We start from the raw sequence: 16,379 nt of genomic DNA, 5'->3' as shown, positions 1-16,379 counted from the left end.
GCCCCCGCCACCGAGCTGGAGGCGCAGCTGGCCGGCATCTGGGGCCAGGTGCTCAACCTGGAGCAGGTCAGCACCCAGGACAGCTTCTTCGACCTGGGCGGCGACTCGCTGCGCGCCGTCGCGCTGGTCGGCGCGCTGCGGGCGGCCGGCTTCGGGGTGGCCGTCCGGGACGTCTTCGTGCACCGTACGGTCGCCGCCCTCGCCGGGCACCTCTCCGCCAAGGACGCGACGCCGCCGGCTCCGGCCTTCCAGGCCGTCGCGCCCTTCGCCCTGCTGACCGCCGCCGACCGGGCCGCCCTGCCCGCCGGCCTCGTGGACGCCTACCCGGCCGTGCAGGCGCAGGTCGGGATGGCCGTGGAGATCCAGAAGGACCCCGGCAAGTCGCTCTACCACATCGTCCGCTGCTTCCGGGTGCACAGTGGCCGGCCGTTCTCGGCCGACGCGCTGCGGGCCGCCGTACGGGACGTGGTCGGCCGGCACGAGACGCTGCGCACCTCGTTCGACCTGACCGGTTTCTCGGTGCCGATGCAGCTCGTGCACGCCGAGGCACCCGTCGACGTACGGGTGACGGAGCTGACCGGCGACGACGTCGAGGCGCGGCTGCGGGCGTACGTGGACGCGGAGCGGGCCCGCCCCTTCGAGCTGGACCAGCCGGCGCCGCTGCTGCGCGTCGCCGCGCACCGCACCGACGAGCGGGGCTGGTGGCTCACCGTCGCCGTCAGCCACCTCGTCACCGGCGGCTGGGACCTGAACACCCTGCTGGTCGAGCTGATCGGCTGCTACGAGCGGCGCAGCGCCGGCATGGTGCCCGAGTCGCCGGAGCCGAGCGCCGTCCGCTACGCCGACTTCGTCGCCGCCGAGCTGGCCGCGCTCAAGGACGGCGAGGACGAGGCGTACTGGCGGGGCGTCGTCGACACCTACGCCGGCTTCACCCCGCCGGACGGCTGGGGCCGCACGGACGGGCCGCGGGAGAGCCTGCGTACCCGGGTCAGCTACCAGGACCTGGAGCCGAAGCTGCGCGCGCTCGCGTCGACCCTCGACGTGTCGCCCAAGTCGGTGCTGCACGCCGCGCACCTGAAGGTGATGAGCCAGCTCACCGACCAGGGGCGGTTCTACACGGGCCTGGTGTGCGACGCGCGCCCGGAGGTGCGGGGCGCCGAGCGGGTGCACGGCATGTACATCAACGTGCTGCCGTTCGCGTACGCCCGGGGCGCGGGCACCTGGCGGGAGCTGGTGCGGTCGGTGTTCGACCGCGAGGTGGAGCTGTGGCCGCACCGGCGCTACCCGCTGCCGGCCGTGCAGCGGATGGCCGGTGCCGGGTCCCGCCCGATCGACGTCGTCTTCGACTACACCGAGTTCCGCCGCGCCGGGGCGGTCGCCGACGAGTCCGTCGACTTCGAGGCCATCGCCGGGGAGGGCGGCACCGAGTTCGCCCTCCAGGTGACCGCCGCCGGCGGCTTCCTCGACCTGGTCGGCGACAGCCGCGCCTTCGGCCCCGCCGCACTGGCCCGGGTGGGGGCGATGTTCCGCGAGGTGCTGACGGCCATGGTGGCCGACCCCGACGGCGACGCGATCGCCGTCCGGCTGCCGGCGACGGAGCGCGACGAGATCGGACGCTGGTCGTCCGGCGACACCGCCGAGGTCGGCGGGTACGCCCCGGCGGCGTTCGAGGCGCAGGCCGCGCGGCGGCCGGACGCCGTCGCCCTCACCTGCGAAGGCACCCGGGTCAGCTACCGCGACCTCAACGCCCGGGCGAACCGGTTGGCGCACCACCTGCGGGAGCTGGGGGTGGGGCCGGACATGCTGGTCGGGGTGTGTGCGCACCGGTCGGTGGAGCAGGTCGTGGGGATGCTGGCGGTGCACAAGGCGGGTGGGGTGTACCTGCCGTTGGATCCGTCGTACCCGGCGGAGCGGTTGGCGTTCATGCTCGCCGACGCGGCGGCCCCGGTGCTGCTGACCACCGCCGAGCTGCGCGGTCAGCTTGCGGCGGCCGAGGCGGTCACCCTGCTGCTGGACGCCCCGCACGAGTGGGCGGGCCAGCCGGACACCGACCCCGAGCCGGCCACCCAGGCGGACAGCGGCTGCTACGTCATCTACACCTCCGGCTCGACGGGCCAGCCCAAGGGCGTCCTCGTGCCGCACCGGGCCCTGGTCAACCGCTCGGCGCACGCCGGCCGGCGGATCAACCGCCTCGACGAGCAGGCGGTGCTGCTCCAGAAGACCGAGATCGGCTTCGACGTCTCGCCGGCCGAGGTCTACGCGGCCCTGTCGGCGGGGGCCCGGATCGTGGTGGCCCGCCCCGGCGGGCACCGCGACCCCGCGTACCTGCGGGAGCTGATCGTCCGCGAGGGCGTCACCGCCGTCGAGCTGGTGCCGAGCATGCTGTCGGCGCTGCTCGCCGAGGGCATCGGCGGCTGCCGGTCGCTGCGGTCGGTGGCCGTCGGCGGCGAGGAGATCGCCGTCGACGTGGCGCGGGCGTTCCTGGCCGCGCTGCCCGGCTGCGAGCTGCACAACACGTACGGGCCCGCCGAGACCACCGTGGACGTCACGAGCTGGCTCTGCACCGCCGACGCCCTGGCCGGGCTGACCCGGGTGCCGCTCGGCACCCCGTTCACCAACCTCACCGTCCGGGTGCTCGACGAGCACCTGCAACCGGTGCCGGTCGGGGTGCGCGGCGAGCTGTGCATCGGCGGGACGGGACTGGCCCGGGGCTACCTCGGCGCGCCCGTGGCGACCGCGCAGCGGTTCGTGCCGGACCCGTACGGCCCGCCCGGGGCGCGGCTGTACCGCACCGGGGACGCGGCGGCGTGGCGCCCCGACGGCACCGTCGACTTCCTGGGCCGCATCGACTCGCAGGTCAAGCTGCACGGCGTACGGATCGAACTGGGGGAGATCGAGACGGCCCTGCGGGCCTGCCCCGGGGTGACCGACGCGGTCGCCGCCGTCCGCGAGCAGGACGGCCGGCGCACGCTCGTCGGCTACCTCGTCACCGACGACGGCTCCGCTCCCAGCCCCGGCGAGCTGCGGGAACGACTGCTCACCGAGCTGCCGGAGGCGATGGTCCCGGCCGCCTACGTCACCGTCGACGCCGTGCCCGTGGACCCGCACGGCAAGGTCGACCGGCGGCAACTGCCGGCGCCGGACGCCAGGTCCTACGCCCGGGGCCGCTACGAGCGGCCGAACGGCCCGGTGGAGTCGGCGATGGCCGGCGTCTGGTCGTGGGTGCTCGACCTCGACCGGGTCAGCGTCACCGAGAGCTTCTTCGACCTGGGCGGCGACTCGATGACGGCGGTGACCCTGGTCGGGTCGCTGCGCGCCGCCGGCCACGACGTCACCGTGCGGGACATCTTCGCGCACCGCACGATCCGCCGCCTGGTCACCGCCCTCGCCGAGGCCGACACCGCCAAGGAGGGGGCCTTTCGCCCCGTCGAGCCGTACGCGCTGATCGAGGCCGCCGACCGGGCCAAGCTGCCGGCCGGGCTGGTCGACGCGTACCCGGCGACGCAGGCGCAGGTCGGCATGGCCGTGGAGATCCAGAAGGACCCGGAGCGGTCGCTGTACCACGTCGTGCAGTCGATCCGGGTCGACGACGGGCGCCCGTTCGCCGCCGCCGCGCTCCAGGCGACCGTCGACGCGCTGGTGGCCCGCCACGAGACGCTGCGCACCTCGGTCGACCTGACCGGCTACTCGGTGCCGATGCAGCTGGTACGCGCGAGCGTCGCCGTACCGGTCGCCGTGCACCCGGCCGCCGGTCACTCCGCGCACCTTGCGGCGGAGCGGCGTACCCCCTTCGACCTGGACTCGGACGCCCCGCTGCTGCGCGTCGCCGCGCACGCCGACGCCGCCGGGGCCTGGTGGCTGACCCTCGCGGTGAGCCACCTGGTCACCGGCGGCTGGGACCTCAACGCCCTGCTCGCCGAGCTGCTCGGCGAGTACGCCCGGCGCAGCCGCGGCGAGACGCCGGAGCAGGGCGAGCCGCCCGCCGTCCGGTACGCCGACCACGTCGCCGGCGAGCTGGCGGCGCTGCGTTCGCCGGAGACCGCCGCGCACTGGCGGGCGGTGGTGACCGGCCGGCCGAAGCTGACCCTCCCGGACTCCTTCGGCGACCGGTCCGCCGCGACGGTCTGCCGGTACACCGTGGACGTGCACGACCTGGACGCGGCCCTGCGCCGCCTCGCCAGCGACACCGGCACGTCGGTCAAGGCGGTGCTGCACGCCGCGCACCTGAAGGTGATGAGCCAGCTCACCACCGAGCCCGCGTTCTACACCGGACTGGTGTGCGACGCGCGCCCGGAGGTGCGGGGCGCCGAGCGGGTGCACGGCATGTACATCAACGTGTTGCCGTTCGCGTACGCCCGGGGCGCGGGCACCTGGCGGGAGCTGGTGCGGTCGGTGTTCGACCGCGAGGTGGAGCTGTGGCCGCACCGGCGCTACCCGCTGCCGGCCGTGGCGCGGCTGACCGGTGCCGGGTCCCGGCCGATCGACGTCGTCTTCGGCTACGTCGAGAGCCGGCAGGACGGCGGCGGGACGGTCGAGGCGCCCGGCGCCGGCAGCGACCTCGTCGAGGTCGGCGGGCCCGGGGCCACCGAGTTCGGCCTGTCGGTCGGCGCGGGCGGCGGGACCATCCGCCTGGTCAGCGACAGCCGCAGCGCCGACCCGGCCGCCCTGGTGCGGATCGGGGCGATGTTCCGCGAGGTGCTCACGGCGATGGCGGCCGACCCGGACGGGGACGCGGCGGTGCCGCGCCTGCCGGCGGGGGAGCGGGCGGAACTCACCCGGTTCACCCCGGGCCGCACGGTCGAGGTCGGCGGATACGTGCCGGCGGCGTTCGAGGCGCAGGCCGCGCGGCGGCCGGAGGCGGTGGCGATCACGGCCGAGGGCGTGTCGTTCTCGTACGGGCAGCTCAACGGCCGGGCGAACCGGTTGGCGCACCACCTGCGGGAGCTGGGGGTGGGGCCGGAGAGCCTGGTCGGGGTGTGTGCGCACCGGTCGGTGGAGCAGGTCGTGGGGATGCTGGCGGTGCACAAGGCGGGTGGGGTGTACCTGCCGTTGGATCCGTCGTACCCGGCGGAGCGGTTGGCGTTCATGCTCGCCGACGCGGCGGCCCCGGTGCTGCTGACCACCGCCGAGCTGCGGGCGCAACTGCCGCCGGTCGACGCCACCGTGGTGCTGCTCGACGAGCCGGACGCCTGGGCCGACCACCCGCCGACCGACCCGGAGCCGCTCACCGACCCCGACAACGGCAGCGTCGTCATCTACACCTCCGGCTCCACCGGCCGGCCCAAGGGATCCCTGCTGTCGCACCGGGCGCTGGTCAACCGCACCGACCACGTCGGCGCGCGGGTCTACCTGCTGGACGCCGACGCCGTCGTGCTCCAGAAGACCGAGATCGGCTTCGACGTCTCGCCGGCCGAGGTCTACGCGGCCCTGTCGGCGGGGGCCCGGATCGTGGTGGCCCGCCCCGGCGGGCACCGCGACCCCGCGTACCTGTGCGAGCTGATGACCCGCGAGGGCGTCACGACCGTCCACTTCGTGCCGTCGATGCTGCCGGCGCTGCTCGCCGAGGGCCTGGCCGGGTGCCGGTCGCTGCGGTCGGTGGCGGTCGGCGGCGAGGAGATCGCCGTCGACGTGGCGCGGGCGTTCCTGGCCGCGCTGCCCGGCTGCGAGCTGCACAACACGTACGGGCCGGCCGAGGCCACCGTCGACGTGAGCAGTTGGGCGTGCACCGCCGACGCCCTGGCCGGGCTGTCCCGGGTGCCGCTCGGCACCCCGCACCCGAACCTGCGGCTGTACGTGCTCGACCAGCGGCTGGACCTCGTGCCGCTGGGCGTGCCCGGCGAGCTGTGCATCGGCGGGACGGGGCTGGCCCGGGGCTACCTGGGGCGGCCCGGACTGACCGCCGAGCGGTTCGTGCCGGACCCGTACGGCCCGCCCGGAGCGCGGCTGTACCGCACCGGCGACGCGGCGGCGTGGCGGCCCGACGGCACCGTCGACTTCCTGGGACGGCTCGACTCGCAGGTGAAGCTGCACGGCGTACGCATCGAACTGGGGGAGATCGAGACGGCCCTGCGGGCCTGCCCCGGCGTGGCCGACGCCGTCGCCGCCGTCCGCGAGCACGACGGCCGCCGCACCCTCGTCGGGTACGTGCTGCCGGCCCCCGGCGACGCGCCGGCCCCGGCCCGGCTGCGGGAGCGGCTGCTCGCCGCGCTGCCGGAGGCGATGGTGCCGGCCGCCTACGTCACCCTCGACGCCGTGCCGAAGGACCCGAACGGCAAGGTCGACCGGCGGCAGCTCCCGGCCCCGGACACCGGCGCGTACGGCACCGGGGACTACCAGGCCCCGACCGGCGACGTGGAGGAGGAGATCGCCGGGATCTGGGCGCGGGTGCTCGGCGTGGCCCGCGTCGGCGTGACCGACAGCTTCTTCGACCTCGGCGGCGACTCGATGCTCGCGGTCACCCTCGTCGGCACGCTGCGCGCCGCCGGGTACCGCACGAGCGTGCGGGACGTCTTCGCCCACCGCACCGTACGCCGGCTGGCCGCCGCGCTGGGCGACGCCGACACCGACGAGTTCCGCCCGGTCGCGCCGTACGCGCTGATCGGCGCCGCCGACCGGGCCAGGCTGCCCGGCGGCCTCGTCGACGCGTACCCGGCGTCGCGCACCCAGCTCGGCATGCTGATGGAGTCGGCCGTCAGCGGCGACCGCGCCGTCTACCACAGCGTCCTGGCCCACCAGGTCCGCGACGGGCGGCCGTTCGACGCCGGGGCGCTGCGCGGCGCGGTGCGGACCGTGGTGGCCCGGCACGAGATCCTGCGTACGTCGTTCGACCTGGTCGGCTACTCGGTGCCGATGCAGCTCGTGCACGCCGACGCCGAACCCGACGTGCGCGTCGAGGACGGCCGGGGCGTGCCGGCCGAGCGGCACGCCGCGCTCTTCGCGGAGTTCATCGCCGCCGAGCGGGCCCGCCCGTTCGACGTCGCCACCGCGCCGCTGCTGCGCGTCACCGCGCACGTGGACAGCGACGAGAGCTGGTGGTTCACCTTCACCATCAGCCACGTGGTCACCGAGGGCTGGAGCAGCGCGCGACTGGTCACCGAGGTGCTCGACGCCTACGCCGAGCTGGCCGGCGGCCGCACCCCACGCCCGGTGCCCCCGCCCGCGGTGCGCTACGCCGACTTCATCGCCGCCGAGCTCGCCGCGCTGGAGTCGACCGCCGACCGGGAGCACTGGCGCTCGGTGTGGGACGGGCGCGCCCCGTTCGCCCTGCCCGCCGGCTGGGGCGAGCCGGACGCGCAGGACGACATGGTCGACGCCACGGTCGACTTCAGCGACCTGGACGAGGCGCTGCGCGCCCTGGCCCGCGACGCCGACGTGTCGGTGAAGGCGGTGCTGCACGCCGCGCACCTGAAGGTGCTCGCCCAGCTCACCGGCGAGCCGGGCTTCCACGCCGGCCTCGTCTGCGACGCCCGGCCCGAGGTGCTCGGCGCCGACGAGGTGCAGGGCATGTACCTCAACACCGTGCCGTTCCCGTACGACCGGTCCGCCCGCAGCTGGCGGGACCTCGTCACCGCCGTCTTCGACCGGGAGGTCGCGCTCTGGCCGCACCGGCGGTTCCCGCTGGCGGAGATGCAGCGCGAGGCCGGCCACCGGCTGCTGCACGTCCTGTTCAACTACCAGGACTTCAGCCGCGCGACGCACGGCGGCGACGGGACCGGGCCGGTGGTCACCGGCAACGCCGGCGAGGGCGCCACCGAGTTCGACCTGTCCTGCTTCGCGCAGCGGGGCCGCTACGCGCTCACCGCCCGGGCGGGGCTGGTCAGCCAGGCCAACCTGGACCGGATCGCCGGCATGTACCGGGCGGTGCTGGAGGCGATGGTCGCCGACCCCGACGGCGACTGCCAGGCCGTCTGCGTGCCCGGGGGCGAGCGGGACCGCCTGCTCGGCGTCACCGACGTGAGCGCCGACGAGCCGGTCACCGGCACCGTGGTCGAGCTGTTCCAGGCCCAGCTGGCCCGCGACCCGCAGGCCGTGGCGGTGGTGGCCGGCGCCGTCGAGCTGACGTACGCCCAGGTCGACGCCGCCGCCAACCGGCTGGCGCACCACCTGCGCGCGGCCGGCGCCGGCCGGGAGACCGTCGTCGGGGTCTGCCTCGACCGCGACGCCGACCTGGTGCCCGCGCTGCTCGGCGTGCTGAAGGCGGGGGCGGCGTACCTGCCGCTGGACCCGGCCCAGCCCGCCGAGCGGATCGGCTACATGCTGGCCGACGCCGGGGCGCGGACCGTGGTGACCACCTCCGCGCAGGCCGACCTGCTCGCCGGCTTCGACGGGCGGCGGGTCCTGTTGGACGCGGACGACCTGGCCGGGCGGCCGGAGACCGATCCGGGCGTCGCCCGCGACCCGGACGACCTCCTCTACGTCATCTACACCTCCGGCTCCACCGGCCGGCCCAAGGGCGTCTGCGTGAGCGACGCCAACGTGCTGCGCCTGCTCGACGCCGCGCAGGAGCACTACGCGGTGGACGAGACCGACGTGTGGGCGCTGTTCCACTCGTACGCCTTCGACGTCTCCGTCTGGGAGCTGTGGGGCGCGCTGCTGCACGGCAGCCGGCTGGTGCTGGTGCCCCGCGAGGTGGCCCGGGTGCCGCAGGACCTGCTGGAGCTGCTGGTGCGCCAGCGGGTCACCATGCTGGCGCAGACCCCGACGGCGCTGCGCGGGCTCGTCCGGCTCGCCGCCGAGGACGCCCCCGGGATCCGGGAGCTGTCGCTGCGCGCGGTGGTCGTCGCGGGGGAGAAGCTCGACTTCGCCGACCTCGCGCCGTGGGCGTCCCGCCTCGGGCTGGCCCGTACGGCGCTGGTCAACATGTACGGGATCACCGAGACCACCGTCTACTCCACCTACCACCGGATCACCCGGGCCGACCTCGCGCCCGGCGTGGGCAGCCGGATCGGCCGCCCGCTGTCCGGCGTGCGGATGTACGTGCTCGACCAGTACGGCCACCCGGCCCCCATCGGGGTGCCCGGCGAGGTGTACCTGGCCGGGCACGGGGTGGCCCGCGGCTACCTCAACCAGCCCGAGCTGACCGCCCGGCGCTTCCTGCCGGACCCGTACGGCCCGCCGGGCAGCCGGATGTACCGCACCGGCGACCTGGCGACCCGGCTGCCCGACGGCAGCGTGGAGTTCCTCGGCCGCCTCGACGACCAGGTGAAGCTGCGGGGCTACCGGATCGAGCCGGGCGAGATCGAGGCGGCGCTTACCGCGCTGCCCGGTGTCGCGGAGGCGGTCGTCGTGCTCCGCGCGGACGACCCGGCCGACCCCCGGCTGACCGCGTACCTGGTGGCCGGCGACGGGCCCGCGCCGGAGGCCGCCGCGCTGCGTGCCTCGCTGGCGCGCGCCCTGCCGGAGTACATGGTCCCGTCGGCGTTCGTGCTGCTCGAGCAGTTGCCGCGCAACAACAGTGGCAAGCTCGACCGGCGGGCACTGCCCGCGCCCACCGGCGCGACGCTGGCGGGTCGGGACTTCGTCGCCCCGGCGGGACCGCTGGAGGAGCGGGTGGCCGCCACCTGGGCCGAGGTGCTGGGCCTGCCGGCGGTCAGCGTCGTCGACGGCTTCTTCGACCTCGGCGGGCACTCCATCACGGCGCTGGTGCTGGCCGGCACGATGCGCGCGGCCGGGCTGGACGTGACGGTCGCGGACATCTTCCGGCACCCGAGCGTGCGGGCGCTGTGCGAGGTGCTGGCGAGCCGGGACGCGCCGGAGCCGGCCGCCCGCCCCGTCGAACCCTTCGAGCTGGTCGCCCCCGCCGACCTGCCGCTGCTGCCGGCCGGGCTGGACGACGCGTACCCGCTGTCGCGGGTGCAGCTGGGGATGCTGCTGGAGATGCTGGCCGACAACGGCCAGAACCACTACCACAACGTCGCCTCGTTCCTCGTCCCCGACGACGAGCCGTTCGACCTGGCGACGCTGCGCGCCGCCGTCGACGAGGTGGTGGCCCGCCACGACGTGCTGCGTACCTCGGTGGACACGGCCGGCTACTCGGTGCCCATGCAGCTCGTGCACCGCGCGGTGCGCGTCCCGGTCGGCACGCGCGACCTGCGCGGGCTTGCCGAGGCGGAGCGGCTGGCCCGGGTGCGCCAGCTCGTCGGCGAGGAGTACCAGGAGCTGTTCGACGTCGAGCGGGCGCCGCTGCTGCGGTTCACCGTGTGTCTGGAGACCGACCGGAGCTGGCGGCTGGTGCTCACCATCTGCCACGTGATCATCGAGGGCTGGAGCCTGCACGCCCTGGTGATGGAGATCCTCGACCGCTACCACGCGCGGCGCTCGGGCACCGCCGGAGACGACTCCGACCACACGCCGCCCGGCGTACGGTTCGCCGACTTCGTCGCCGGCGAGCTGCGCGCCCTGGCCTCCGAGGCCGACCGCCGGTACTGGCAGGACGTGGTCGAGCGGCACCCGAGGTTCCGGCTCCCCGCCGCGTGGGCGCCGACGACGCCGGCCGAGCTGGAGCCGTACACCGAGGTGGTGTCCTACGCGGACCTGGAGCCGCGACTGCGGGCCCTGGCCTCGGCGGCCCGGGTGTCGCTCAAGGCGGTGCTGCACGCCGCGCACCTGAAGGTGCTCAGCCAGCTCACCGACGAGCCGACCTTCTACAGCGGACTGGTCTGCAACACCCGCCCCGACGTGGTGGGCAGCGAGCGGGTCTACGCGATGTCGCTGAACACCCTGCCGTTCCCGCACGACCGGCGGGCGACGAGCTGGCGGGACCTCGTGCAGCGGGTGCACGCCCGCGAGGCCGACCTGTGGCCGCACCGGCGCTACCCGGCACCGGCCATCCGCACCCCCGGCTCCGGCGCCCGCCTCACCGACGTCTACTTCAGCTACCTCGACTTCACGGAGGTGGCCGGCGGACGTACCGCGCCCGTGGCGCGCATCGGCGCGAGCACCTCGGAGTTCGCGCTGGCCGTCGCCGCGGGCGCCGGCCGGATCGAGCTGAGCACCGACAGCCACGCCATGGGCCGGGCGGACGCGGTGCGGCTGGCCGGCATGTACCGGCTGGTGCTGGAGGCCATGGTGGCCGACCCCGACGGCGACCCCCGGCAGGCGTACCTGCCCGCCGGGGAACGGCACGACGTGCTCGTGGGCTGGAACGCCTCGACCGCGCCGCCCGGCACGGACCTGGTGCCGCAGCGGGTGGCGGCGTGGGCCGCGGCGACCCCCGACGCGGAGGCCGTCGACGGTACGACCTACGCGCGGCTGGACGCGGCGGCCAACCGGATCGGCCACCACCTGCGCGGGATGGGGGTCGGCCCGGAGCGGGTCGTCGGGGTGCTGCTGGAGCGGGGCGTCGACCTCGTCGCCACCCTGCTCGGAGTGTGGCGGGCCGGCGGCGCGTACCTGCCGATCGACCCGGCGCACCCGGCCGAGCGGGTCGCCGCGATGCTCGCCGACGCCGGGGCGACGGTGGTGGTGACCTCCTCCGGGCACGCCGACCGGTTCACCGGATCCTCCGCCAGCCCGGTGCCGACGTCGGGCCAGACCGGCGTGGAGCTGGTGCTGCTCGACCGCGACGCCGGGCGGATCGCCGCGCTGCCCGCCGAGGCGCCGGCCGGCGTGCCCGACCCGGACCACCTCGCGTACGTCATCTTCACCTCCGGCTCCACCGGCCGGCCGAACGGGGTGCAGATCAGCCACCGCAGCCTCGCCAACTACCTCGGCTGGGCGGCCGGAGAACTGGTCGCCGACCGCACCGGCGGCGCCGCGCTCTTCTCGTCGGTCGCGTACGACATGGTGGTGACCAGCATCTGGGCGCCGCTGGCCACCGGGCAGCGGCTGTGGCTGCTGCCGCCCGACGCCGGCCTCGACGAGCTGGGCCCGAGACTGGCCGAGGCCGGCCCGTTCAGCTTCGTCAAGCTGACCCCCGGCCACCTCGACCTGTTGACCCGCCAGCTCGACGCGGCGCAGGCGGCGGCCCTGACGCCGCTGCTGGTCCTGGGCGGTGAGGCGCTCACCCGGCAGGTCTGCGACCGCTGGCACGCCCTCGCGCCGGACACCGTGCTGCTCAACGAGTACGGGCCGACGGAGGCGACCGTGGCCGTCAGCCGGTACCCGGTCACCGGGCCGCTGCCGGGCGACGTGGCCCCGATCGGCCGGCCGCTGGGCGGGATGCGCACGTACGTGCTCGACGCCGACCTGCAACCGGTGCCGGTGGGCGTGGTCGGCCACGTCCACCTCGGCGGCCCGGGCCTCGCCCGCGGCTACGCCGGCCGGCCGGAGCTGACCGCCGACCGGTTCGTGCCCGACCCGTTCGACGGCCACGGCGGGCGGCTGTACCGCACCGGCGACCTCGGCCGCTGGCTGCCCGACGGGCAGCTGGACCTGCTCGGCCGGGTCGACGACCAGGTGAAGATCCGCGGCCACCGGGTGGAGCCCGGCGAGGTCCAGGCGGTGCTGGTCGCGCATCCGGGCGTACGGGACGCGGTCGTGACCGTCGACTCGACGGCCGCCGGCGGGCCCCGGCTGGTGGCCTACCACGTCGGTGACGCGCCGGACCTGGCCGCGCACTGCGCCCGGTGGCTGCCGAGCCAACTGGTCCCGAGCGTCTTCGTCCCGGTGCCGGCCATCCCGCTCAACGCCAACGGCAAGGTCGACCGCCGGGCGCTGCCCCCGGTGGACCCGGCCGGGACGGTCGGGCACACCCCGCCCCGCCCCGGGCTGGAGGAGCTGATCGCCGACATCTGGGCCCGGGTCCTGGAGATCGACCGGGTGGACCGGCACGACCGGTTTTTCGCCCTCGGCGGGCACTCGCTGCTGGTGGTGCCGGTGGTCACGGCGGCCCGGCAGGCCGGTGTCGCGCTGACCCTGCGGGCGGCGATGGCCGACCGGACCCTGGCCGAGCTGGCCGCCTCGCTCGCCCAGGCCACGCCGGCGGCGGCCGCCGGCCCGACGGATCGGAGCCCGCGCCCGGGCGCGGCGCGGGCCGCCGCGGTGCTGCCGCCCGTCGAGCCGCTGCTCGCCGCCCACCGGGTGCCCGGCGCGTCGCTGGCCCTGCTCGCCGGCGGCGAGGTGGTGGAGGTCCGCGCCCTCGGGCACCGCACGGCCGGCGGCGACGCGCCGGTGACCCCGGCGACCGTCTTCCAGGTCGGCTCCGTGAGCAAGCTCGTCACCGCGGTCGGCGCGCTGGTCCTGGTCGGTCGGGGACAGCTCCAGCTCGACACCGACGTCAACGCGTACCTGAAGAGCTGGCAGCTGCCCGCCGGCCGGCCGGTCAGCCTGCGGCAGCTGCTGTGCCACGTCGCCGGGCTGACCGCGACGGGCAGCACCGGACATCGGCGCGGCGGCCCCGTACCGACCCTGTCGGACGTGCTGCGCGGGCAGGGCGTGCCCACCGGCCCGGTCCGGGCGCTCGACGCGCCCGACCCGGTCGCGGTGGAGCGCAACAGCCACTTCGTGGTGGTGCAGCAGCTCATGGAGGACGTCACCGCGACACCCTTCGCCGACCTGATGGCCGAGCTGGTGTTCGGGCCGGTGGGGATGACGGGCAGCAGCTTCGACCAGAGCTTCCCCGAGAGGTCCGGCCGGCCGGTGGCCGTCGGGCACGACGAGCGGGGCGAGCCGCTACCGGGCGGCTGGCAGGTGCGTGCCGACCTGGCGGCCGCCGGGCTGTGGAGCACCGCGACCGACCTGGCCCAGCTCGTACGGGAGATCCACGTCGCGTACCGGGGCGGCCCGGCCCTGCTGAGCCAGGAGTTGGCGGTGGCGCAGCTGACGGCCGGACCGGGCGGGATCTTCGGCCTCGGCTGCATGGTGGACCGCGTCGAGGGGCCCGCCGGAGCGCGGGTGGAGTTCACCCACCGGGGCCGCATCGCCGGCTACCACGCGCTCACCGCCGGCCGGGTGCCCGACGGCTCCGGCCTGGTGCTGCTGACCAACGGCGACCAGGGCCACGAGGTCGTGTCGCTGCTGGCGTCCGACACCGCACTCACGGAGGAAATGTGATGACGACCGTACCGAGCGTCCCCGCGGCGGTCACCGATGCACCGGCGCGGCAGGTGCGGCACCTGGTGTCGATCCGCGACCTGACCGACGACGACCTCTACTCGATCGTGGCGCGGGGGGCGAGGTTCGCCGCCGGCGAGGCCGCCGCCTCGCTGGCCGACCGGGTGGTCGGCACGTACTTCGTGAAGACGTCGACCCGGACGCGGACCGCGTTCACCGTCGCCGCGCTGCGGCTCGGGGCGAAGACCATCCAGTACGGGCCGAACGACCTCCAGGTCAACACCGGCGAGTCCAGTGCGGACACCGGGCGGGTGCTGTCGGGCATGCTCGACGTGCTGGTGGCGCGGACCGCCGCCGACCCGCAGGAGATGCGCGACTGGTCGCGGCAGCACCGGATGGCGGTGGTCAACGCGATGAGCGCCGAGGAGCACCCCACGCAGGCGCTGGCCGACCTGACCACCCTGCTGCGGCGCTTCGGCCGCATCGAGCACCTGCGGCTGCTCTACCTGGGCGAGGCGAACAACACCGCGACGGCCCTGGCCCTGGCGCTGACCCGCTTCCCCGGCGTCGAGCTGGAACTTCGCACCCCGGCGGGGTACGGCCTGCCGGCCGGGATCGCGGCCCTCGCGCGGGAGCAGGCGCAGCGGTGCGGCGCCCACCTCGTCGAACGGCACCACATGGACGACCTGCCGGGCGACCTGGACGTCATCTACACCACCCGCTGGCAGACCACCGGCACCAGCAAGCCCGACCCCGACTGGCGTACGCACTTCGCCCCGTTCCAGGTGGACCGGGAACTGTGGCGGCGCAGCCCGCACGCGGTCTTCATGCACGACCTCCCGGCGCACCGGGGGGAGGAGGTGACCGCCGAGGTCCTCGACGGGCCGGCCAGCATCGCCTTCCAGCAGGCGGAGAACAAGCTCTACAGCGCGATGGCCGTGCTCGACTGGTGCCGGGCGACCCCCGTCGGGCAGCCGTCGTGAGCGCGGTCGGGCGTCCGGCGGCCACGTCCCGGCAGCCGGGCCGCCTGACCGGCAACCGCGACTTCCTGCTGCTCTGGATCGGCTCCGGGGTCTCCGCGCTGGGCTCCCGGGCCACCTCCATCAGCTACACCCTGCTGGTCTTCTGGTCCACCGGATCGGCCACCGCGGCCAGCCTGGTGACCTTCGCCGCGCTGCTGCCCAACCTGGTCACCCAGTTGCCGGCCGGCGCGCTGGTGGACCGCTGGGACCGCCGCCGGACCATGGTGCTCTGCAACGTGGGGCGGATCGTCGCGATCGGCAGCGTCGCGGTCGCCGTCGCCCGGGACGCGGTCTGGTTGCCGCACCTGATGGTGGTCGCGTTCGTGGAGGCCAGCCTGGGCATCTGCTACGCCCTGGCCGAACGCGCCGCGGTGTTCAACGTCGTGCCGGCCGACCGCTACGGCGCCGCGACGGCGGCCAACGAGTCGCGGGCCAACGCGGCCAGCATCCTCGGCCAGCCGGCCGGCACCCTGCTCTACACGGTGACCCGCTGGGCCCCGTTCGGCTTCGCCGTGCTGGTGCACCTGATCTCGCTGGTCACCCTGCTGTTCATCCGGCGGGACCTCCAGGCGCCGAAGGCCCGCGCGGACGAGCCGGGTGGCCTGCTGGCCCGGATGAGGGAGGGGTTCACCTTCGTCTGGGGCCAGCTCTACCTGCGCCGCGCCCTCGGCCTCTACGCGGCGAGCAACATCCTGTTCCAGGTGCTGGGCCTGGGCCTCGTGGTGATCGTGAAGGATCAGGGCGGGTCGCCGCCCACGGTCGGGATGCTGCTGGTGGTGAACAGCGTCCTCGGCATGGCCGGCGCGATGACCAGCAACTTCTTCCTGAGCCGGTGGGGGATCCGCCGGATCATCATGGGGGTCAACATCGCCTGGGCGGTGCTGATGCCGCTGATCGCGGTGGCTCCGGGGCTGGTCGTCCTCGGCGCGATCTTCGCACTGATCCACTATGCCGCCGGCATCGGCAACGTGGCCGGGATGCTGTATGTGCTCCAGAGCGCACCCGACCACCTGCGCGGCCGGGCCGGTTCGATCGTCATGCTGCTCACCTCGGGAGCCAACTCGCTGGGGGCGCTGTTCGCGGGCTTCCTGCTCGACTCGACGAGCATCACGACGGCCATTCTGATCGTCGGCGGGTCGATGGGGGTGATCGCGGTCCTCGCGGTGCTCGCCTTCGGCGGTCGCGCCCGCGCCGAGGAGGAGCGGGCCGACGCCGAGCGTGCGGCAGCCGAACGCGCCGACGCTGAGCGGGGCGAGGCTGCACGGGTCGAGGCCGAGGAGGCCGACGCCGAACGCGGCGAGGTGAAGCGGGTCGAGGCCGAGCCGGCGGCGGGCGCGGCGCGGTCCGGATGAGCCGGACTGGCCG

3 protein-coding genes are annotated in these 16,379 nt (G+C 75.4%); all 3 read left to right on the top strand.

What is annotated here, in order from left to right:
- Positions 1-15: 15 nt before the first annotated feature.
- Genes ACGFIR_RS29495 through ACGFIR_RS29485 form a run of 3 tightly spaced genes read left to right on the top strand, consistent with a single transcriptional unit; the run spans position 16 to position 16,366 of the window.
- On the top strand, positions 16-13,992 hold the full coding sequence (locus ACGFIR_RS29495; RefSeq protein WP_393148497.1) for an amino acid adenylation domain-containing protein: 13,977 nt from the start codon (positions 16-18) through the stop codon (positions 13,990-13,992).
- On the top strand, positions 13,992-14,975 hold the full coding sequence (locus ACGFIR_RS29490) for an ornithine carbamoyltransferase (protein WP_393007981.1): 984 nt from the start codon (positions 13,992-13,994) through the stop codon (positions 14,973-14,975). Before ACGFIR_RS29495 ends, ACGFIR_RS29490 begins: the two co-directional genes overlap by 1 nt.
- A complete protein-coding gene (locus tag ACGFIR_RS29485) occupies positions 14,972-16,366 on the top strand; it encodes an MFS transporter (protein ID WP_393148491.1) in 1,395 nt (464 codons plus the stop codon). Before ACGFIR_RS29490 ends, ACGFIR_RS29485 begins: the two co-directional genes overlap by 4 nt.
- Positions 16,367-16,379 lie beyond the last annotated feature (13 nt).

Source organism: Micromonospora sp. NPDC049051 (genome assembly GCF_043197575.1).
GTDB lineage: Bacteria > Actinomycetota > Actinomycetes > Mycobacteriales > Micromonosporaceae > Micromonospora.
Note: the sequence above shows the minus strand (reverse complement) of the source record. Positions and strands in the feature narration are given on the sequence as shown.